We start from the raw sequence: 22017 nt of genomic DNA, 5'->3' as shown, positions 1-22017 counted from the left end.
TATCATGCAAATTACAACCATTATTGGACTTGTGCTCGGGCTTTTGTCACTGGTCGTCGGGATGATCCTGAAGGGCGCGCCAGTCGTCAATCTGGTCAATAATCCCGCTGCTTACATGATTATTTTCGTCGGAACAGCAGCAAGTATATTCATGGCGTTTCCGATGGATGACATGAAACGGGTGCCAAAGCTGTTTAAAATTATTTTCACCCAGCAGAAATTGCTGGATCGCAAGGAGCTTATCGGTACATTTACCGAATGGGCATCCATTACCCGTCGTGAAGGTCTGCTCGCGCTGGAATCCAAGGTCGAAGAGATCGACGATCCCTTTATGCGCGGCGGTATGCGTATGATTATCGATGGTAATGATCAGGAGTTCGTACGCGATGTTCTGATGGAAGACATTAACGCTACCGAAGATAGACACCGCGCAGGCGCACTAATTTTCTCCCAAGCCGGTATGTACGCTCCAACACTCGGGGTACTCGGTGCGGTTGTAGGTCTGATTGCCGCTCTAGCCGACCTTAGTGACATGGAAAAACTGTCCCATGCCATTGCGGCCGCCTTTATTGCAACGTTGCTCGGTATTTTTACAGGTTATGTCCTATGGCATCCAATGTCCAACAAGCTGAAACGGCTTTCCAAAAAAGAAGTGGAACTTAAGTTAATGATGGTCGAAGGTCTGCTTTCGATTCAATCCGGTATCTCGACGATTGCCATCAGCCAAAAGCTAGCAATCTTCCTAACTCCAACCGAACGGGCTTCGATGACCCAGAAGGATGGCGATTCCAGTGAGTAAAAAGAGACATGAACCGCATGAAGAGCATGCTGACGAAAGCTGGCTGTTGCCATATTCCGACTTAATGACCCTTCTGTTGGCTCTTTTCATTGTCTTATTCGGTATGAGCTCGCTCGATGCCAAAAAATTTGAAACTATGGCTCAATCCTTGAGTTCAGCTTTTAGTGGCGGTACTGGCGTGCTGGATCACTCGGCCGCGAATCCGTCGTCACAATCCATGGATATGGGCAAAAATAAAGAAGAGGTATCGCAACCTTTAAAATCGAAAGCCACTTCTACCTCTGATCTGCAGAAGCAACTCGCCCAGCGGGAAGAAGAAGATTTAAAGAAGCTTAAAAAACAAATGGATCAGTATATTCAAAATAACGGCCTGTCCACTCTACTGAACACCAAGCTGAACCAATCTCAGCTGATGATCACCATTAGTGATAATGCCCTGTTTTCATCCGGGCAGGCCGAAGTAAAGCCAGAAGCGAGAAAGCTAGCCAAATCCATTTCCAGCATGCTCCAGCAGTTTCCTGGTTATGATGTTATCGTATCCGGTCATACCGACAATGTACCTATTTCCAATAGTCAGTTCCCGTCCAACTTTGATTTGAGTGCCAAGCGCTCGCTCAATTTCTTGCGTATTTTGCTGCTCAATCCGCAGCTCGATCCTACCAAGTTTGTATCCATCGGATATGGCGAGTATCGACCATTGGCAAGCAATCAGACTGGAGAAGGACGCGCCAAAAACCGTCGTGTCGAAATTTCCGTTCTTCGCAAATATCAGAACGGCACACAAGTTATTAGTCCTACCTCAAGCTCGAATGAAGGTTGATCATGAATATGTTATATGAACAAAGGCACCGCCGCATTTTTTATGCAGCTGGTGCCTTTTGATTTAGTGATTCCTGTTGTCTAGCCCTGCCATATAGGAGAACCCAGCGCTGAAGGCTATAAGAAGGCCTCTGGCCTTAGCTAAGCGTATAATCAAGCATCTGGCCTAGTTCCAGCTTTTCAGCCTCTGTTAAATCGCGCCAGGCGCCTTTCTGAAGGGACCCCAATCGAATATTCATGATTCGCAGTCGCTGCAGCTTTTTAACTTCATAACCGAAGGCAGCACACATACGTCGGATCTGACGATTTTTCCCTTCTGTCAGAATAATACGGAATACATACTCAGATACACGTGTTACCTCACAGGGCAGCGTCCGATGACCGAGTATCTTCACACCGCTGGACATCCCCTGCACAAAGGATGGTGTGACCGGACGATCCACTGTTACCATATATTCTTTCTCATGCTTGCCTTCTGCCCGTAAAATCTTATTCACAATGTCCCCATCATTGGTCAATAAAATGAGACCTTCCGAATCCTTATCCAAGCGTCCAATTGGAAATATCCGTTGCGGGTGCCCCACAAAATCGACAATATTGCCTCTAATGTGACTCTCTGTCGTGCTAGTAATGCCGACTGGCTTGTTCAATGCAATATAGACGTGATCGGACTTATCGCGCAGTGGCTTGCCGTTCACACGGACATCATCGCCTTCTTCCGCTTGACTGCCCAGCACGGCCACTTCGCCGTTAATCGTCACGCGGCCGCTCTCTACCAGCTTGTCCGCCTCCCGGCGCGAGCAAAAGCCAGTTTCGCTGATAAATTTGTTAATGCGCAACCTGTGTACCCTCCATTTCTACGAACACACTTCCTCCTGCCCCCAGCCCGTTACTCGGGCTTGGCAATCGGAAGCTGCACGAGGGCGGTTGTTCCCTCTCCCTCTATGCTTTCAATATCCAGTGTGCCTTTATGGCTCTGTATAATACGCTGGCTGACCATAAGCCCTAGTCCTGTACCTGTTTCTTTATTTGTGAAAAAAGGTTCTCCCAGCTTGGATAGCATTTCTGCGGGAATACCCGTTCCCTGGTCCCGTATGAAGATTTTAACGCTTTCTCCCTCTAAGAACAAATGAATTGTGATGATGCCGCCTTTACTCATAGCCTCCATGCTATTTTTAAGTAAATTAATGAATACCTGTTTTAACTGATTTTCTTCAGCATATACCAAGGCAGGCTCGTCCGTAACCTGAAGGTTGAATACAATACCCAACAGATGCGCCTGGCTATCTAGCAAAGAAATAACATCACTCACAATATAACGAACATCTTTTTTCTGAAAATGTACTGCCTGTGGCTTTGCCAATATTAAAAACTCGCTAACGATCAAATTGATGCGATCCAGCTCAGACATCATAATATCGTTGTGTTTCATATTCAACACTTGATTTTGCTGCTGTAGTTGTAGGAAGCCACGTAGCGTGGTTAATGGATTACGAATCTCATGCGCTACGCCTGCCGCCAGTTGTCCTACGGTTGTCAGCTTCTCTGATCTACGTAGCAGTTCCTCCATCCGGTTACGCCCTGTGATATCACGCGAGACACAGATAAAGCCTAAGATTTCGCCTTGTTCATCCAGAATAGGTGAAGTACTCATACTAATCTCTACTGTACTTCCATCCTTACGCATTCGTAGGGTCTCGCTTGATACGATGCTTTCTCCCTGAAGCAGGCTCTCCTTCTGAAATTCATACTCCTCCTGTTGCTGCGGAGGCACAAACTCCAGCTTACGGCCAACCAATTCTTTCTTGGTCCACCCGTACAAAGCTTCGAAGGCATGGTTGACCCGAACAACACGATCCTCCTGATCGGTTACATGAATTGCATCTGCCGTCTGATTAATAACCGATTCTAGATGCTCCTTTACAGAACGGTTTTCTTCATACATTTGTTCAAGTCTTCTCGTATACATCCCCAGGTTGTAGGCCATCGCATTGATGCGCTCACCCAGCTGTGCAAGCTCATGGCCGCCCTTAATTTCTAGCCGTGTATCAAAATGGCCGTCAGCCATCTCGTTCACTTTTCCCAATATCGACTGAATCGGACGGACAAATAGGCTGGCGAGCACATAGCTTCCAATGATCACAACCTCCAATAGAACAATGGAAATAGCAACTAAACTGATTAATTGCTTGGATATAACAGAAGCGATTGTATCATAATTCATGACAATACGAATGACATAGGAATCACGGTTTGTCGGATAAAAAGGTATGTAACTGACAAGCACCCGTTCGCCTTTAATATAACAATCTTGTACGATACTCTCTCCCGAAAGGATCGCCCTGGACACAGCCAAACGATCCTCAGGCACTCTCGTTAGTTGATACGTGCCGAATTGGATCGGTTCGTTGTACATGTAGTAGTGTTTTCGATCGTTACCGTTCTTGTCCATCGTAGCGCCACCAAAGGTTGCAGGGTTGATTCCTGTTATCTCCAAAATGCGATAATCCACTTGCTGAGTCTGCTTCACAATCTCAGCTGGGCTCAGGATAGGTATAAAATCCTGGACTGAAGTATCCTGGAAGGATATTCGAATTAAGTAGTTACGTTTTTGGTCATAATAAAATCCCCATTTATTAATATGTGAGGAACCTGAATCTGTGTAATCAAAAGAACTGGTCCAAAAATGATCTAGGTTCTGACCATGCGCCATGGCCACCTGTCCATGTTTATATAATTGGTCAACTGCATTTTTCCAATACCCCATTAATGGATCGGATGACGTTAGCTCTTTAGGATTCGAAGATTTAACAACCTTATATCCCTGTCCATCTCGGATCATCAAAGAGATATTAATATCCCTGTGGAGTGTAGCTATCTGTTGTAGCTGTTCCTGCTGGATATTACGAATATCGGGATCGAGCTGATTGGCAGCCAACGTAGCAGAAAGCCACAGATTATATCCGAGCTGCTTGTCAACGGCCTCCCAGCTATGTCGGGTTTGTTCGATAGCTCCTCCGATGATTTTAGCCGTCAGAACCATTTTGGTTTCACTGTCACTTCTTAGATTTTCGTGGGTCGTGTAGTAATTGAGTGCAATGTTTAACAATAGGATAAACAGGACCGACCCCGACAAAATGATCGTTATTCTGATTTTTATCGACACACTGATTTCTCACCTCTTGCCGTATGCTGGCGATTACTGGCAATTGCTAACTCAATGATACCGTAATAGTGCCTGGGATACCAGCATTTACATTTACCGGATATACATAAATACACATCCTGTGAACAATGTTGTCAATAGGCGAGCATTTACCTACAATGTATTAAGATAATCATCCACATATAGTCCACAAATACACAGATGTTATTATAAACTGTGGATAAATCTGTGGACAAGTATGGTGTTATCCACAATTTTATTCACATCATGTTAACAACGGAATACTTGTTCGTTGGATAATTCCGCGTTTGAAAGGAGCATTTTCCCAGTGACCATTATGGATCACGCCTATTGGATGAGAGAAGCCATTCAGGAAGCGTACAAGGCAGAAGCGTTGGGTGAAGTCCCCATCGGAGCTGTCATTGTAAAAGATAATGAAATCATCGGTCGCGGCTACAATTTGCGCGAGACCGACACCGACCCAACTGCACATGCAGAGATGGTTGCCATCCGGCAGGCCAGTGAGCATTTGGGCGCTTGGCGCCTGCTGGATTGCAGGCTGTATGTCACTTTGGAGCCGTGTCCGATGTGCGCTGGAGCCATTGTGCAATCACGCGTCCCCCATCTAATATACGGCACCACAGATCCCAAGGCGGGTTGTGCAGGCACGCTAATGAATTTATTGCAGGAGCCTCGGTTCAATCATTGTACAGAAGTAACCCGCGGTGTACTTCAGGAGGAATGTGCCTCCATGCTAACAAACTTTTTTCGGCAGCTCCGGCAAAAAAGAGCGGCTGCCAAATTGTCTCCTCCTTCATCTCCATCCTGAGGAGGAAAAGTCCAAAGCTCTTCATCTCACTGCTAATTCCGCGTGAAAGGAGATCTCTTATGCCTATGAGCTTGTATAATACGCCTCAAGGTATCTTTTTACGTCCCCTAAGCTTGGAGGATGGCGAAGCCCTTCTCGCCCTTAGACTTCGAAATAGGGACTCTCATGCGCCCTATGAGCCACTGTATGAGGATTCACTTTTCACTTTAAAAAAACAACAGGATTACATCCGTGAGAGATTGCGTCAAGCGGAAGAAGATCGAGGGTACTTGTTTGGTATCTTTCTCTTAAAACAAGAACGGCTGATAGGTTACATCTCCATTTCCAATCTGGTGCGTGGAGTTGGACAATTCGCCGACGTCGGCTATATGATGGATCAACATGAGCAGGGTAAGGGACATATGACGGCCGCTTTAAAGTTGATCATACAGTATGCCTTCCGCGCCTTATCTCTACATCGTCTCCAAGCAGGTACCCTTCTGCATAATGATCGCTCACAACGTGTATTACAGAAGTGTGGCTTTCAACCGGAAGGTATTGCTCGCAAGCTGGTACAGATTCAGGGCGAATGGCAGGATCATCAGATGTTCGGGATTCTAGCTGAAGATGACGTGTGACGAATCTGAACAACTGCACAGAGGACAACTTAATCATGAACAAAAAAACCGCCCGGCCTATGCCGAGCGGTTTTCTTACATCACATTCGAAGAAATGATGTTTGTAATCCTGTCATCCTCTGTTTAAGGAGATACAGTTTGCATTTTTTGTTGTAGTTGTTCGATAGTGAGGACTTGGTCCGCTGTTGGAATCCCCACTTTAAATGATGCTTTTTCATTGATTTTGCTGTATTGCGAATAGCCTGTTACAGACAACTTCACATTATCTTTCGTAGAAGGATCATTCACTTCCACGTTCGCATTCAGATCCTGATACACAGGAACGTTATCCTTGTTCAAAGCAGTGTTAATGTCAAACTGTTTCACTGTCAAATAGTTCTTCAACTCATCCAGCTTTTTGCTAACTTCGCTGGTGTTGGATTGCAGTTCTTTTTTCGCTTCAGCCAGTTCTTCCTTCTTCACTTGAAGCATGCCAGCATATTCGTCTTTAGACATTATATCCAGGACCTTAGGAAGCGCCTTAGTGATAAATGTATTGGTCGCTTGCTTCACGTTATCGTTCGTGATTTTAAACTGAACCACTTGTTTAGCTTCAACGCCTTGCGGCAATTTAGCATCTTTAGGATCAATATCAAAGAAATACGTAGCTTGATCATACTCGCCCATGATCGCAGCAATCACTTCGTTCGCAAATTTCTGAGATTTTTCCTGATCCATGGTTGCAGGGTTAAATTCTTGTCCCGTTTGTTTAGCCAGTTCTTGTGGATCAATGAGCAGGAATTTACCTACAACATCCTGTGGAAGCGGGTAAAATGGAATATTAGGAATTTTAACGTACAATTTATCTTTAGTCATTACCATTGGAATCGTAAAGCTAGTAGAAAGATCACCCTTCAAATGAATGCCAAGCGTCATTTCAGATTGGAAAGGCTCCTTTTGGTATACGCCATCCAGTGTAATATCAGCATTTTTCAGCATGCTAGTTACCATTGCACTTTGCTCAGCTGGCACAGAAGCGGAGGTAATTGTCAGTTCCTTAACGGTAAATTGACTTTTGGATTCATAGGAATTCAACTTCATCGCATTTGCTGTACCAGTCGTAACAGCTTCCTTCGGTTCTAACTTCTTGCTACAACCTACCAGCGCTACCGTCATTAGCAACACCATAGTGAGGACCAAGACGGATAATTTTTTACTCATTGTGTAGATTCTCTCCTCTCATAATTAACCCCTTTTTTTATGCTAACAAAAAAATACACACCCTCTATTTTAACTCATATTCATAAACGGCGAAACACTTATTGGAAAATTTTCTTGCAATAAGCACAAAGACACCCTGGCTCTCTAACCAGGGTGTACTATACTTCTTAATATTTTTAGGAGAAAAGTCTGACTGCTTATGAACCTTGTCTGTTATGGTGATCCACGTGATTGCGCTGTTTCACCTTCTTGGAACCGGATAACGGCTCTTGTTGATGACTACGCTCACGCTTTTCGTTACTTCCACCAGAATCCTGAGCCTCGGGAACAGGAACAGCTCTAGGTTTGCCCATTTACGCATCCTCCATTCTCAGTCTAAATTATTGGCACATCAACGAATCCGTTTATTACCATTTAAAATAGGACTATAGATGGTTCAGATCTTCCGTTTTATCGTGATTCAGTGAATCCTGATGACGACGATCATTACGATCCTGCTGCACTTGCTGTGCCTGATGACTATTGACTGGACGTTGTTCCAAATCATCGACAATGTTGGACAGGTTTTTATCCAATCCGTTTTTGGCCTTGGTCATGTAACCTTCCTCCTCATACCTTCATGACTACGAGTGCGTTAATGACTGTAATGTTTGGGCGCATTGGTGAATGTGCCGCGTATAATCGGACACCAGCTGTTGAATGATATCTGTTCGTTCATCCACAGACCGTCCGTCACGCTCTACATCGACTAAGCTAACCTGTACCTCCCGAGAATCTACATACGTACATGCAAAGTTAAAGGAGTACATTTGTCGGCCTTCTACCTCGATATGGATTCGTATAGCCCGGTTATCAGCTTCATCTGCCTGTACCTGTGATTTATCCCCTGAATTCAAAAGAATCGGCAGTTGTTCCTGCCAGGCCTCTACCAGCTTTTGCTGATCCACTGTCATTTCTCGATTCATGCCAGCACCTCCACATCTGATAACGTGTGAAAAAAACAGGTTTTTTATACAACAAAAAAGCCATTCTTCACGATTCCTGATCATTAGCATATAGAGCCTAATGTACCAGCTATCAGATTCGAATGGCTTGGTTTTATTTAGAATATGGCGGAGAGGATGGGATTCGAACCCATGTGAGCTTGCACTCTAACGGTTTTCAAGACCGCCCCGTTATGACCGCTTCGGTACCTCTCCAGGTGGTAAATGGATAAAGCTGCTTCCCTCTATTAAACAACTCAGGCGCAACAAAATTATTTTACCACAGAATTTTTAAGAATGCAAGGCTTACTGTTTAGGAGTTATAACCTCAATGCCTCGCATGTATGAACGTAGCACTTCGGGAATCACAATGCTTCCGTCCTCTTGCTGATAGTTCTCCAAAATAGCAGCTACAGTCCGTCCTACAGCCAATCCTGAACCGTTCAGTGTATGTACAAATTCAGGCTTTGCCTTCGCATCTGGACGAAACCGGATGTTTGCACGACGCGCTTGGAAGTCTTCAGTGTTGGAACAGGAAGAAATCTCACGGTACATGCCGCTCTCCGGCAACCATACTTCCAGATCGTACGTTTTGGCAGACGTAAAACCCATATCTCCTGTGCAAAGTGCCAGCACCCGATATGGAAGTCCGAGCAGCTGCAAAACACGCTCAGCGTTATTCGTCATTTTCTCTAATTCTTCATAAGAGGTATCTGGGTGAACCAGCTTGAGCATTTCCACCTTATTGAATTGATGCTGACGAATCAAGCCACGTGTATCACGCCCTGCTGATCCTGCCTCTGAGCGAAAGCAAGAGCTGTATGCCACATAATATTTAGGAAGCTGATCTGCATTCATAATCTCTTCACGGTGGTAGTTCGTTACCGGAACTTCGGCCGTAGGAATAAGATAATACTCGGTATCACGCAGTTTAAACAAATCCTCTTCAAACTTCGGAAGCTGACCCGTTCCGTACAGACTGTCTCGATTTACAATGTATGGAGGTAGCATTTCTTCATAACCATGCTCACTGCTGTGCAGATCCATCATAAAGTTAATTAGCGCACGTTCCAATCGCGCTCCCAGTCCCTTATAGAATGTAAAACGAGAACCCGTCACCTTAGCTGCAGCCTCAAAATCGAGAATATCTAGATCCTGAGCCAACTCCCAATGCGCTTTGGGTGTAAAAGAAAACTCGCGCGGCTCCGACCAGCGGCGAATTTCCACATTATCCTCTTCCGAAGCGCCTACAGGCACAGTCTCATTAGGAATATTAGGAATCGACATCACCAATTCGTCGATCTGAACCTCCAGTTCCCGCACTTGCTCATCCAATTCTTTAATACGATCGGAGACCTGGCGCATTTCAGCAATAAGATCATCCGCATTTTCCTTATTCTTCTTCAACTTGGCTACTTCGCCAGATACGACATTCCGACGATTTTTGAGTCCTTCACTTTCCTGAAGCAACTCACGACGGCTTACATCCAGATCTGTAAAACCATTAATCAGATCCAGAGATTTACCTCTGTTCTGTAAAGCTTTCTCAACCCGACCAAGCTCATTACGCAAAATCTTTATATCTAACACAGGTGATCCCTCCTACACTACAAACCTGACTTTCCGCTATCCGCGGACCATATCCACAAAATACTGATGTAACCGGTAATCGTCTGTTAATTCCGGATGGAAGGATGAAGCCAGCAGATGACCCTGACGGGCTGCTACAATCTCGCCGTTATACTCAGATAGCACATCTACTCCCATTCCGACAGATTGTATTAAAGGCGCGCGTATAAACACCGCACGAACCGGCTCCTCAATCCCTTTAATGTTCAAGTCAGTTTCAAAGCTTTCTCGTTGGCGACCAAAGGCATTACGCGATACTGTAATATCCATGAGTCCCAAATGTGCTTCTTCCTGACCTTGAATCGTCTTGGCCAGTACAATCAATCCCGCGCAAGTGCCAAATACAGGCTTCCCTTGATTGGAAAATTGGCGTATAGCCTCTATAAAATCATACTTGCGCATTAGCTTACCGATAGTGGTGCTTTCACCACCGGGAATGATAAGACCGGACAGCTCATCGAGCTGTTCGATCTTCTTCACTGCTATACCTTCAGCACCCGCACGTTCAACACTTCGTATATGCTCAGCTACAGCGCCTTGCAGCGACAATACACCTATTTTCATGCCGGTCCCTTCTTTCTTACCAACCACGATCTTGCATGCGCTCATGCGATGCCAGTTTGGAAATTTCAATGCCCTTCATAGGAGTCCCCAAATTCTTGGACACTTCTGCAATCAGCTTGTAATCCGTATAATGAGTGGTCGCTTCCACAATGGCCCGCGCAAATTTCTCAGGACTATCCGACTTGAAGATACCAGAACCTACAAATACACCATCAGCGCCTAAATGCATCATCAACGCAGCATCTGCAGGTGTTGCTACACCGCCCGCTGCGAAGTTAACCACTGGAAGCTTACCAAGCTCATGCACTTCCAACAGCAGCTCATAAGCAACTCCGAGATTTTTCGCTTCTGCATACAGCTCGTCCTTTGACAGGTTTTGCACCTTGCGAATTTGACCATTGATAAAACGCATGTGACGAACAGCCTCAACAATATTTCCAGTTCCCGGCTCACCCTTTGTACGGATCATAGATGCGCCTTCACCGATACGACGCAATGCTTCCCCTAGATCCTTGGCTCCACAAACAAATGGAACGGTGAACTCCCGCTTATCGATATGGAATACCTCATCCGCAGGTGTCAATACTTCGCTCTCATCGAGGTAGTCAACACCTAGAGATTCCAGTACCTTTGCCTCAACAAAGTGACCAATACGAGCCTTAGCCATAACAGGAATAGAAACAACCTTCATTACCTCTTCCACAATTGTAGGGTCAGCCATGCGAGCAACCCCACCCGCTGCACGGATATCCGAAGGCACTCGTTCAAGAGCCATTACGGCTGTAGCACCTGCTGCCTCAGCAATTTTAGCCTGTTCAGCGTTCATGACATCCATGATTACGCCGCCTTTTTGCATCTCTGCCATACCTCTTTTTACACGCGAAGTTCCCGTTTCCATGTCGTTGCCTCCTGTAAGGGTTACGTTTAGATTTCTAACTTAAGATTTTACCGTACGAACGCCAAATACACAATCATTTCAAGTTGCAAAATAAGTAATGCAGAACAGGTTAGACCGGTTAGCGTTTCATCTTTAGAAGAGATTTTTAATTCCCTGGAACAAATCGCCGAAGAAATCACCAATTGCCCGGAAAAGCATTCGGAACCAACCACCCTCTTCTACTGCTGTAGTTGTAACCAAATCAACAGTTTTCGTCTGACCTTTATCCACGCCATCCGTTTTGTATGTGTACGTAATCGTTCCGACTTTTGCCCCTTGCTTCAAAGGTGCCACGAGAGAGCTTGCTGGTGTTATATTCGTTGTAAAGGTTACCTTAGGATTGCTCGCACCCTTGGGCACGATAAAACTTACTGCATCTTTTGTGACGATCGGCACTTCTGTTTCTGTACCTTTGGTCACAGGCACATTCTCAACGCCCTTAACCACTGTCTTTGGAGCCACAACCTGCTTCACTTCAAAGTTATCAAAGCCATAATTCAACACTTTAGCCGTCTCTGTAAAACGGTGTGCATCAGAGTCAGCGCCCATAACTACACTGATGAGACGCATTCCATTACGTTCAGCCGTACCTGTAAAACAGTTTCCAGCATTAGCCGTATGACCTGTTTTCATTCCGTCTAAGCCTGGATAAGCAAACTTTCTAAAGTTAGTAATATTTTTGTTCGCTTCTAGCATCCAGTTATAGTTAATAATCGGTGCTTTATCCGTTGGACGGAATTTGTACGATTGAATTGTGGTAAACCGTGTATAATCTGGATGGTCCTTAATGATGTAACCTGCTAGAGTAGCTGCGTCTCTCGCAGTCATCACAGTTTCCCGGTCTGTGTCCGGTTGAAACCCTGCAGGCATATCCTTGCGATCCAAGCCAGTCGAGTTGATAAAATACGTATTTTTCATACCCATTTTCTGAGCTGTTTCATTCATTAGTTTCACAAAATCCTGCTCGGTTCCAGATACGCGTTCAGCAAGAGCTACTGTTGCATCATTGGCAGAACCTACTGCCATGGCAATATAAAGCTCTTCTACCGTATGTTGATCCCCTTGAGCCAAAAAAATACGTGATCCGATACTCTTAGAAGCATTCTCGTTCACTGTAACCTTATCCGTCCACTTAAGTTTGCCTTGCTTAACCTGCTCCGCTACGATGTACTCTGTCATCATTTTGGTCATACTGGCTGGCGGGAGCGGCTCATCTGGATTCATAGAGAGCAAAACCTGCCCAGTGGAAGGCTCAATCAAAATAGCTGAACGAAGTGCCAGACTAGGGGGGTTAATAGAACCTGTCCCCGTGATATTCGTTGCCTCTGTTGCCGCTCCAGCAGCAAAAGTAGCCACGCTTGAATCGAAATTGCCTACAACAGGTAAGGCTGACATATACATCATATTAAGCACCATGACTGCAGTCACACTCTTTTTAATCATGCTGCGTTTATTATTTTTCTTAAAATTGTTCGCTTTCAAATGAATACAAACTCCTCTCGTACCTCAACCCGAACCGCTATGCTATGTATAACGAGACGGTGGTTACAGCCTTTACTTGGCCAAAGAATTAATGTTTTAGTATTATACAATTTAGTGTCATTTCGTTTCCCAAGATATAGCTTGTCATGAGCATTCTGTGCCCGAATCTTCTTAACTGGTAGGAATCGTCCAAAATACCTAAGCGTCCTAATTCATCCATAACCTCATGAGAAGGCGGACACTTGTCTATTCTATCACAGGGGTATCTCTAAAAAAAGACAGGCAGAGCGAAATGCGCTCTGCCTGTCGTCAAGTCTATTACAGCCGAACTTTATAGAGAGTAGTTTGGTGCTTCTTTCGTAATCTGCACATCATGCGGATGGCTCTCGCGCAGACCTGCACCTGTAATACGGATAAAGCTTGTATCGTTACGAAGCTCCTCAATATTAGCAGTACCACAATATCCCATACCAGAACGAAGACCGCCCAACAGCTGGTGCACAGTGTCGGAAAGTGGTCCTTTATAAGCAACGCGTCCCTCAATACCTTCCGGCACCAATTTCTTGTCGTCATCTTGGAAATAACGATCTTTACTACCTTGCTTCATCGCAGCCATAGAGCCCATACCACGATATACTTTGAAGCGACGTCCTTGATAAATTTCCGACTCGCCTGGGCTTTCTTCCGTACCTGCAAAAAGACTTCCCAACATTACTGCAGAGGCCCCTGCCGCAATGGCCTTTGTAATTTCACCAGAGTATTTAATACCGCCATCTGCAATAATCGGAATATTATATTCACGTGCTACTGTTGCACAATCATAAATAGCTGTTATTTGTGGAACACCAATCCCTGCGATTACGCGTGTTGTACAGATAGAACCTGGACCGATACCCACCTTAACGACCGATGCCCCTGCTTCAATCAATTCGCGCGTTCCGTCACCTGTAGCTACATTACCTGCTACAATCGTCAGATCAGGATATGTTTTACGCAACTCGCGGACTGCTTCAATAATGTTAATATGATGGCCATGAGCGGAATCCACAACAATCAAATCCACACCAGCTTTTACAAGTGCTTCAGTCCGTTCAAACGTATCCTTGGAAATGCCGACAGCCGCACCGACCAGAAGACGCCCTTGTGCATCCTTCGCTGCGTTCGGAAATTGAATAGCTTTCTCAATATCTTTGATGGTGATCAAACCTTTGAGGTAGTTCCCTTCATCGACCAGTGGAAGCTTTTCAATTTTATGCTTTTGCAAAATGACTTCCGCTTCTTGTAAAGTCGTGCCTACTGGTGCAGTTACCAGTTCTTCCTTCGTCATGACTTCACTAATTTTAAGATCAAAGTCGTGAATAAAGCGAAGATCACGGTTAGTAATAATACCCACCAGTTTGTTCTCTTCGTTTACAACAGGCACGCCGGAAATACGATATTTACCCATCACTGCCTCAGCATCGGATACCAAGTGATCTGGAGTCAATGAGAATGGGTTGGTGATAACACCGCTCTCTGAGCGTTTAACCCGATCTACCTCTACCGCTTGCTGTTCAATCGACATATTTTTATGAATAACACCAATACCGCCCTCACGAGCCATCGCAATTGCTAACACTGCCTCAGTAACAGTATCCATACCAGCACTCATTAAAGGAATGTTCAGCTTCACGTTATCACTCAAACGAGTTGCTACGCTTACTTCTTTGGGCAGTACCACCGACTTACGAGGTACCAACAAAACATCGTCAAAGGTAAGGCCTTCCTTACCGAATTTATCTTCCCACACCAAGATGATCCTCCTTCAAAATGTTTAGTCTGTATTGGTCTTGTTGTCTGTCCGACATGGACAAATCAAGGCTCTCTGAAAATATATTATTGCAATCTTAGCAAAGCGGTATAGGGGTGTCAAGCCTTCATCAACAGCCCTAACCCGTAGTATTTCCCTGTACAAACAACTGTACTCCTACGAAGGACAACTATTATAAACAAACGGTTTAAAGGTACCTCTCTACTTACAAAAGCATATTTCACTTTGAGTAAGCAACAAAGGAGTAAGAATATAAATAAATTCACTTATATAAAAAAATATACAAAAAAGGACCATGATCTCAGTAAGATCGTGGTCCTCTTTAGTTGTTGCTTGGCAACGTCCTACTCTCCCAGGACCCTGCGGTCCAAGTACCATCGGCGCTGGAGGGCTTAACGGTCGTGTTCGGGATGGGTACGTGTGGAACCCCTCCGCTATCGCCACCAAACATGAATTTGCCTCGCAAATTCTTTTCAGGAATCAGCATCGCCAAATGCTGTGTGTTAGCTCGTCTCATATAAGCTACTCGAACTTATACGATGTGATGCTTACACCCTGAAAACTGGATCCGAAACTTCATTGCGTTTTATCTTTAGGATAAGCCCTCGACCGATTAGTATTGGTCAGCTCCATGCATTACTGCACTTCCACCCCCAACCTATCTACCTCGTCGTCTTCAAGGGGTCTTACATACTGGGAAATCTCATCTTGAGGGGGGCTTCACGCTTAGATGCTTTCAGCGCTTATCCCTTCCGTACATAGCTACCCAGCGGTGCTCCTGGCGGAACAACTGGTACACCAGCGGTACGTCCATCCCGGTCCTCTCGTACTAAGGACAGCTCCTCTCAAATTTCCTACGCCCACGACAGATAGGGACCGAACTGTCTCACGACGTTCTGAACCCAGCTCGCGTACCGCTTTAATGGGCGAACAGCCCAACCCTTGGGACCTACTTCAGCCCCAGGATGCGATGAGCCGACATCGAGGTGCCAAACCTCCCCGTCGATGTGGACTCTTGGGGGAGATAAGCCTGTTATCCCCAGGGTAGCTTTTATCCGTTGAGCGATGGCCCTTCCATGCGGTACCACCGGATCACTAAGCCCGACTTTCGTCCCTGCTCGACTTGTAGGTCTCGCAGTCAAGCTCCCTTCTGCCTTTGCACTCTTCGAATGATTTCCAACCATTCTGAGGGAACCTTGGGGCGCCTCCGTTACTCTTTAGGAGGCGACCGCCCCAGTCAAACTGCCCACCTGACACTGTCCTCGTACCGGATCACGGTACCAAGTTAGAACCTAGATACGATCAGGGTGGTATCCCAAGGATGCCTCCCTTCAAGCTGGCGCTCAAAGTTCTACGGCTCCCACCTATCCTGTACAGATCGTACCCAAATTCAATATCAAGCTGCAGTAAAGCTCCATGGGGTCTTTCCGTCTTGTCGCGGGTAACCTGCATCTTCACAGGTATTAAAATTTCACCGGATCTCTCGTTGAGACAGCGCCCAAGTCGTTACGCCATTCGTGCGGGTCAGAATTTACCTGACAAGGAATTTCGCTACCTTAGGACCGTTATAGTTACGGCCGCCGTTTACTGGGGCTTCGGTTCATAGCTTCGCTCTTGCGAGCTTACCACTCCCCTTAACCTTCCAGCACCGGGCAGGCGTCAGCCCGTATACTTCGCCTTGCGGCTTCGCACAGACCTGTGTTTTTGCTAAACAGTCGCTTGGGCCTTTTCACTGCGGCCCCCTCGGGCTATTCACCCTACCGAGGCACCCCTTCTCCCGAAGTTACGGGGTCATTTTGCCGAGTTCCTTAACGAGAGTTCTTCCGCGCGCCTTAGAATTCTCTTCTCGCCTACCTGTGTCGGTTTGCGGTACGGGCACCTTCTCCTGGCTAGAGGCTTTTCTTGGCAGTCTGAGATCATGACCTTCGCTACTATAATTTTCGCTCCCCATCACAGCCCAGCCTTCACGATGTGCGGATTTGCCTACACACCAGCCTCACTGCTTAGACGGACATCCATCAGTCCGCGTCACTACCCTACTGCGTCACCCCATCGCTCATAGCGGATTACGGTGGTACAGGAATTTCCACCTGTTGTCCTTCGACTACGCCTATCGGCCTCGCCTTAGGTCCCGACTTACCCTGAGCGGACGAACCTTCCTCAGGAACCCTTAGGCTTTCGGCGGATCTGATTCTCACAGATCTTTTCGTTACTCATACCGGCATTCTCACTTGAATGCAGTCCAGCGCTCCTTCCGGTACACCTTCAACCCGCATTCAACGCTCCCCTACCCCTGATGCAAGCATCAAGCCATAGCTTCGGTGGTGTGTTTAGCCCCGTTACATTTTCGGCGCAGAGTCACTCGACCAGTGAGCTATTACGCACTCTTTCAATGGTGGCTGCTTCTAAGCCAACATCCTGGTTGTCTGTGCAACTCCACATCCTTTCCCACTTAACACACACTTGGGGACCTTAGCTGATGGTCTGGGCTGTTTCCCTTTCGACAATGGATCTTAGCACTCACTGTCTGACTCCCGGAACTAAATCTATGGCATTCGGAGTTTGACTGAGCTTGGTAACCCTTGCGGGCCCCGCACCCAATCAGTGCTCTACCTCCACGATTCTTCTTTCCGAGGCTAGCCCTAAAGCTATTTCGGGGAGAACCAGCTATCTCCGGGTTCGATTGGAATTTCTCCGCTACCCCCACCTCATCCCCGCATTTTTCAACATGCGTGGGTTCGGGCCTCCAGTGCGTGTTACCGCACCTTCACCCTGGACAGGGGTAGATCACCCGGTTTCGGGTCTACGTCCACGTACTCATCCGCCCTATTCAGACTCGCTTTCGCTGCGGCTTCAGCTCTTCACCTTAACCTTGCACGGGAACGTAACTCGCCGGTTCATTCTACAAAAGGCACGCCATCACCCATAGATCGGGCTCTGACTTCTTGTAAGCACACGGTTTCAGGATCTATTTCACTCCCCTTCCGGGGTGCTTTTCACCTTTCCCTCACGGTACTGCTTCACTATCGGTCGCCAGGGAGTATTTAGCCTTGGCAGATGGTCCTGCCGGATTCATACGGGGTTTCACGTGCCCCGCACTACTCGGGATCCGTCTCGGAGGGAACGGGTTTTGAACTACAGGGCTTTTACCTTCTCTGGCGGGCCTTTCCAGACCTCTTCATCTAACCGGTTCCTTTGTAACTCCATGTGAGACGTCCCACAACCCCAAGGAGCAAGCTCCTTGGTTTGGGCTAATCCGCGTTCGCTCGCCGCTACTGACGGAATCACTATTGTTTTCTCTTCCTCAGGGTACTTAGATGTTTCAGTTCCCCTGGTCTGCCTCTCACTCACCTATGAATTCAGTGAGTAGTGACTGTCGATGAAGACAGCCGGGTTTCCCCATTCGGACATCCCCGGATCAAAGCTTGCTTACAGCTCCCCGAGGCCTTATCGTTGTTCGCCACGTCCTTCGTCGGCTCCTGGCGCCTAGGCATCCTCCGTGTGCTCTTTGTAGCTTAACCTAGTATCTACATAGTAAATACGATTTGCTACCTTTATTTCACTTGTTTACACAAGATCAGCTTAAAGGAATATTCTAAAACGCAATTTCGTTTCGGTATCCAGTTTTCAAGGTGCAATTCGCTTCATCGAAGCGAAACCCGATGAATATTTCGGTTCCACACGATGTGTGAATGAAACATTCGTCGAAGCTCGAGAGTTTGAACTCTCAAAACTGAGCAACGAGTGAGTAAGTTCAGGATATCCATTTCATTCACACGAACGTGATGAACCGAATTGAATATCCGGTCGCAGGTACATGTACCTGCTGATTTGAATGTTTCCGTTGCAGGAAACGATTCTCCATAGAAAGGAGGTGATCCAGCCGCACCTTCCGATACGGCTACCTTGTTACGACTTCACCCCAATCATCTACCCCACCTTCGGCGGCTGGCCCCTTGCGGTTACCTCACCGACTTCGGGTGTTGTAAACTCTCGTGGTGTGACGGGCGGTGTGTACAAGACCCGGGAACGTATTCACCGCGGCATGCTGATCCGCGATTACTAGCAATTCCGACTTCATGTAGGCGAGTTGCAGCCTACAATCCGAACTGAGACCGGCTTTTCTAGGATTGGCTCCAGATCGCTCCTTCGCTTCCCGTTGTACCGGCCATTGTAGTACGTGTGTAGCCCAGGTCATAAGGGGCATGATGATTTGACGTCATCCCCACCTTCCTCCGGTTTGTCACCGGCAGTCTGCTTAGAGTGCCCAGCTTGACCTGCTGGCAACTAAGCATAAGGGTTGCGCTCGTTGCGGGACTTAACCCAACATCTCACGACACGAGCTGACGACAACCATGCACCACCTGTCTCCTCTGTCCCGAGGGAAAGGCCTATCTCTAGACCGGTCAAAGGGATGTCAAGACCTGGTAAGGTTCTTCGCGTTGCTTCGAATTAAACCACATACTCCACTGCTTGTGCGGGTCCCCGTCAATTCCTTTGAGTTTCAGTCTTGCGACCGTACTCCCCAGGCGGAATGCTTAATGTGTTAACTTCGGCACCAAGGGTATCGAAACCCCTAACACCTAGCATTCATCGTTTACGGCGTGGACTACCAGGGTATCTAATCCTGTTTGCTCCCCACGCTTTCGCGCCTCAGCGTCAGTTACAGCCCAGAGAGTCGCCTTCGCCACTGGTGTTCCTCCACATCTCTACGCATTTCACCGCTACACGTGGAATTCCACTCTCCTCTTCTGCACTCAAGCTCCCCAGTTTCCAGTGCGACCCGAAGTTGAGCCTCGGGATTAAACACCAGACTTAAAGAGCCGCCTGCGCGCGCTTTACGCCCAATAATTCCGGACAACGCTTGCCCCCTACGTATTACCGCGGCTGCTGGCACGTAGTTAGCCGGGGCTTTCTTCTCAGGTACCGTCACCTCAAGAGCAGTTACTCTCTCAAGCGTTCTTCCCTGGCAACAGAGCTTTACGATCCGAAAACCTTCATCACTCACGCGGCGTTGCTCCGTCAGGCTTTCGCCCATTGCGGAAGATTCCCTACTGCTGCCTCCCGTAGGAGTCTGGGCCGTGTCTCAGTCCCAGTGTGGCCGATCACCCTCTCAGGTCGGCTACGCATCGTCGCCTTGGTAGGCCTTTACCCCACCAACTAGCTAATGCGCCGCAGGCCCATCCACAAGTGACAGATTGCTCCGCCTTTCCTCCTTCTCCCATGCAGAAAAAGGATGTATCGGGTATTAGCTACCGTTTCCGGTAGTTATCCCTGTCTTGTGGGCAGGTTGCCTACGTGTTACTCACCCGTCCGCCGCTAGGTCAGTTAGAAGCAAGCTTCTAACTGACCCCGCTCGACTTGCATGTATTAGGCACGCCGCCAGCGTTCGTCCTGAGCCAGGATCAAACTCTCCATTAAAGACCAACCGAAGTTGGTTATAGAAAGAGCGATTAGCTCATTTTGAAACTGACGAGATAAAATATCTCTTTGTTTGATTTTGCGAACAAAATCAATTTACTCACTCGTTGTTCAGTTTTCAAAGATCAAACATTTCTTTCGTTGAATCAACTCATCGCCTCATCAACTCTTATATCATATCACTTCCGAACCAACTTTGCAAGCATTTTTTAAAACATTTTTTTGTGTCTCTCGCTCGCAACTACTATGTCTTCTTGGCCGGAATTAGAGTATATCATTCTGGATTTTTAAATGCAAGTTTTTTTATTAAATTATTTTCACACCTATATGTTTGTAGCTGGGCCCTAGGCTTTTGTTCAAATGGTTCCTAGATTGTATATTCGTTTTTTTCTTTAATATTGATGATTTGACAAACAAAGGATGGGTATAAATGATAAGGAACGCCCGCGCCATTCCCCCCAGCCTTTAATAGTGAATAGGTAGATACTACAGAACTCCAACTTAATGTTTACATGAAAGTTCATCACGGCCCAACCACACCAAAGCAATTTTACCTCATATGAAATAGATGTTGTGAATTGAATAATGACCTTATAGAGGAGTAGATGTTATATGAAGCAACGAAGGCTGACCTGGACGAAAGTTGTGTTTTGGGTTATCTCCTGCTTACTGCTTGTCGTTATCTCTGGATTTGTGTATGAGTGGATTGCATCCAAACATGATAAGTCGCAACATCCTCCTCTGGGGAGAATGGTCGACGCTGGAGGTTATCGTCTCCATATTCATAAAATGGGTGCCGGCTCTCCAACGATAGTGCTTGAATCAGGGAGCGGGGAAAGTAGCCTTTCTTGGAGAGATATTCCCGAGAAGCTATCATCCTTTGCCACCGTTGTATCCTATGATCGGGCAGGCTATGCATGGAGCGAAGAGGCAAATACTCCACGTACCGGCGAAAACATCGTTCGGGAGCTTCATACCGCTCTAAAAAATGCAGACATCCAAGCTCCTTATATCCTTGTAGGCCATTCCCTCGGGGGGATGTACTCAAGACTCTATGCACAGACGTACAGAGACGAAGTCGCAGGATTGGTTCTGGTGGATGCTAGGCCCGAGAATGATGCCCGCCGGACAAATAAGATCTATGCCAAAGAACGGCCTAAGGTTAATCCCTCGCCGCTCATATCCATTCTCCTAGAAAGATCGGGTGCTTTTCGTCTGTTCCCCAACTTAATGCTAAACGGTCGGGTGGAGTATCGAGATAGAAAATCTTTCGTGAACATTGTTGCTTCCCCCAAGTACTTTCGCTCTGTTGCCGAGGAGGGTGATCTGGCGAGCACTACCGAAGATGCCATACGCGGCCAGCATTTGGGCAACCTCCCTGTACGCGTAATTGCCCGAGGCATTCAGCAAAATTTGACTCAGTTCGGTATAAGTAAGCGTGGAAATGATCAGATCGAACAAAGCTGGCAAATCGGGCAGCGCGAGATGCTCCACATCTCTAACAACAGCAAGCTTATTGTCGCCAAAAAGAGCGAACATATGATTATCCATGATCAACCTGAGCTCGTCATTCAAGTCATCCGTGATCTCATCTCCAATATCCATTATTCTCGGTCAACCATTGCTAAAACAAACACTGATCATTAAGGGCACTACTCTCTGCATGTTGCGGATTTCATAAAATAAAAAGGACGCCCGGGTCCTTCCTTTATAAAGGAACCCGGGCGTCTTTGTTGCCCACTACTATTCTGGTTGATTGAT

At 46.7% G+C, this 22017-nt stretch carries 16 protein-coding genes, 1 tRNA gene and 3 rRNA genes; 5 read left to right on the top strand and 15 right to left on the bottom strand.

Annotated elements, in window-relative coordinates:
- Positions 1-4: 4 nt before the first annotated feature.
- Together motA and motB are read left to right on the top strand one after the other, a co-directional pair.
- Positions 5-799 (top strand): flagellar motor stator protein MotA, encoded by a 795-nt coding sequence (gene motA / locus ACUC6J_RS00515; protein WP_013368736.1) that lies wholly within the window; start codon positions 5-7, stop codon positions 797-799.
- On the top strand, positions 792-1619 hold the full coding sequence (gene motB / locus ACUC6J_RS00510) for a flagellar motor protein MotB (RefSeq protein ID WP_016818543.1): 828 nt from the start codon (positions 792-794) through the stop codon (positions 1617-1619). The genes motA and motB overlap by 8 nt, the downstream gene beginning before the upstream one ends.
- 136 nt (positions 1620-1755) lie before the next feature.
- Here the strand turns inward: motB and rluF are convergent, their stop codons facing one another.
- Together rluF and ACUC6J_RS00500 are read right to left on the bottom strand one after the other, a co-directional pair.
- The gene (rluF, locus tag ACUC6J_RS00505) at positions 1756-2457 is read right to left on the bottom strand and encodes a 23S rRNA pseudouridine(2604) synthase RluF (RefSeq protein ID WP_153794285.1); all 702 of its coding nucleotides are present in this window, start codon (positions 2455-2457) and stop codon (positions 1756-1758) included.
- 50 nt (positions 2458-2507) lie between these two features.
- A complete protein-coding gene (locus tag ACUC6J_RS00500) occupies positions 2508-4784 on the bottom strand; it encodes a PAS domain S-box protein (protein WP_019685757.1) in 2277 nt (758 codons plus the stop codon).
- A 328-nt stretch (positions 4785-5112) separates the two neighbouring features.
- Here ACUC6J_RS00500 and tadA point away from each other — a divergent pair, with 328 nt between their 5' ends.
- Complete coding sequence (gene tadA, locus ACUC6J_RS00495; RefSeq protein ID WP_017427224.1) at positions 5113-5613, top strand: tRNA adenosine(34) deaminase TadA; 501 nt, start codon at positions 5113-5115, stop codon at positions 5611-5613.
- Positions 5614-5672: 59 nt separating this feature from the next.
- A complete protein-coding gene (locus tag ACUC6J_RS00490) occupies positions 5673-6230 on the top strand; it encodes a GNAT family N-acetyltransferase (protein WP_447249587.1) in 558 nt (185 codons plus the stop codon).
- Between the two features lie 123 nt (positions 6231-6353).
- Here ACUC6J_RS00490 and ACUC6J_RS00485 read toward each other — a convergent pair whose 3' ends face one another.
- The 13 genes from ACUC6J_RS00485 to ACUC6J_RS00425 form a co-directional block, all read right to left on the bottom strand.
- On the bottom strand, positions 6354-7430 hold the full coding sequence (locus ACUC6J_RS00485) for a hypothetical protein (RefSeq protein ID WP_031462570.1): 1077 nt from the start codon (positions 7428-7430) through the stop codon (positions 6354-6356).
- Between the two features lie 197 nt (positions 7431-7627).
- Positions 7628-7783 (bottom strand): small acid-soluble spore protein P, encoded by a 156-nt coding sequence (locus ACUC6J_RS00480; RefSeq protein ID WP_014599349.1) that lies wholly within the window; start codon positions 7781-7783, stop codon positions 7628-7630.
- 72 nt (positions 7784-7855) lie between these two features.
- Positions 7856-8026 (bottom strand): hypothetical protein, encoded by a 171-nt coding sequence (locus tag ACUC6J_RS00475; RefSeq protein WP_017427220.1) that lies wholly within the window; start codon positions 8024-8026, stop codon positions 7856-7858.
- A gap of 27 nt (positions 8027-8053) precedes the next feature.
- Positions 8054-8395, bottom strand: coding sequence for a hypothetical protein (locus tag ACUC6J_RS00470; RefSeq protein ID WP_017427219.1), 342 nt, complete (start codon positions 8393-8395; stop codon positions 8054-8056).
- A gap of 145 nt (positions 8396-8540) precedes the next feature.
- Positions 8541-8629: transfer RNA gene (locus ACUC6J_RS00465), tRNA-Ser, on the bottom strand.
- Positions 8630-8719: 90 nt separating this feature from the next.
- Positions 8720-10003, bottom strand: a complete 1284-nt coding sequence (gene serS / locus ACUC6J_RS00460) for a serine--tRNA ligase (RefSeq protein ID WP_013368725.1) — start codon at positions 10001-10003, stop codon at positions 8720-8722.
- A gap of 36 nt (positions 10004-10039) precedes the next feature.
- Positions 10040-10606, bottom strand: a complete 567-nt coding sequence (gene pdxT / locus ACUC6J_RS00455; protein WP_017427217.1) for a pyridoxal 5'-phosphate synthase glutaminase subunit PdxT — start codon at positions 10604-10606, stop codon at positions 10040-10042.
- 16 nt (positions 10607-10622) lie between these two features.
- The gene (pdxS, locus tag ACUC6J_RS00450) at positions 10623-11504 is read right to left on the bottom strand and encodes a pyridoxal 5'-phosphate synthase lyase subunit PdxS (RefSeq protein ID WP_013368723.1); all 882 of its coding nucleotides are present in this window, start codon (positions 11502-11504) and stop codon (positions 10623-10625) included.
- A gap of 132 nt (positions 11505-11636) precedes the next feature.
- Entirely contained in the window at positions 11637-13025 is a 1389-nt protein-coding gene (locus ACUC6J_RS00445; RefSeq protein WP_016818537.1) for a D-alanyl-D-alanine carboxypeptidase family protein, read from the bottom strand.
- A 331-nt stretch (positions 13026-13356) separates the two neighbouring features.
- A complete protein-coding gene (gene guaB, locus ACUC6J_RS00440; RefSeq protein WP_017427215.1) occupies positions 13357-14814 on the bottom strand; it encodes an IMP dehydrogenase in 1458 nt (485 codons plus the stop codon).
- 352 nt (positions 14815-15166) lie between these two features.
- Positions 15167-15283, bottom strand: a 5S ribosomal RNA gene (rrf, locus tag ACUC6J_RS00435).
- Between the two features lie 145 nt (positions 15284-15428).
- Positions 15429-18356, bottom strand: a 23S ribosomal RNA gene (locus ACUC6J_RS00430).
- Between the two features lie 346 nt (positions 18357-18702).
- Positions 18703-20256: ribosomal RNA gene (locus ACUC6J_RS00425) — 16S ribosomal RNA — on the bottom strand.
- Together the 16S, 23S and 5S rRNA genes form the textbook arrangement of a ribosomal RNA operon.
- Before the next feature lie 612 nt (positions 20257-20868).
- Here ACUC6J_RS00425 and ACUC6J_RS00420 point away from each other — a divergent pair.
- Positions 20869-21903: an alpha/beta hydrolase gene (locus ACUC6J_RS00420; protein WP_016818884.1), complete on the top strand. Its 1035-nt coding sequence runs from the start codon at positions 20869-20871 to the stop codon at positions 21901-21903.
- Positions 21904-22017: the final 114 nt, after the last annotated feature.

This window comes from Paenibacillus sp. JJ1683 (assembly GCF_053006485.1).
This window is presented reverse-complemented; position numbering and strand designations above follow the sequence as displayed.

Coding starts and splice junctions, on each gene's coding strand:
- motA (WP_013368736.1), top strand. CDS start 5: ATGCAAATTACAACCATTATTGGACTTGTGCTCGGGCTTTTGTCACTG.
- ACUC6J_RS00490 (WP_447249587.1), top strand. CDS start 5,673: ATGCCTATGAGCTTGTATAATACGCCTCAAGGTATCTTTTTACGTCCC.
- ACUC6J_RS00485 (WP_031462570.1), bottom strand. CDS start 7,430: ATGAGTAAAAAATTATCCGTCTTGGTCCTCACTATGGTGTTGCTAATG.
- ACUC6J_RS00480 (WP_014599349.1), bottom strand. CDS start 7,783: ATGGGCAAACCTAGAGCTGTTCCTGTTCCCGAGGCTCAGGATTCTGGT.
- ACUC6J_RS00475 (WP_017427220.1), bottom strand. CDS start 8,026: ATGACCAAGGCCAAAAACGGATTGGATAAAAACCTGTCCAACATTGTC.
- ACUC6J_RS00470 (WP_017427219.1), bottom strand. CDS start 8,395: ATGAATCGAGAAATGACAGTGGATCAGCAAAAGCTGGTAGAGGCCTGG.
- pdxT (WP_017427217.1), bottom strand. CDS start 10,606: ATGAAAATAGGTGTATTGTCGCTGCAAGGCGCTGTAGCTGAGCATATA.
- pdxS (WP_013368723.1), bottom strand. CDS start 11,504: ATGGAAACGGGAACTTCGCGTGTAAAAAGAGGTATGGCAGAGATGCAA.
- ACUC6J_RS00420 (WP_016818884.1), top strand. CDS start 20,869: ATGAAGCAACGAAGGCTGACCTGGACGAAAGTTGTGTTTTGGGTTATC.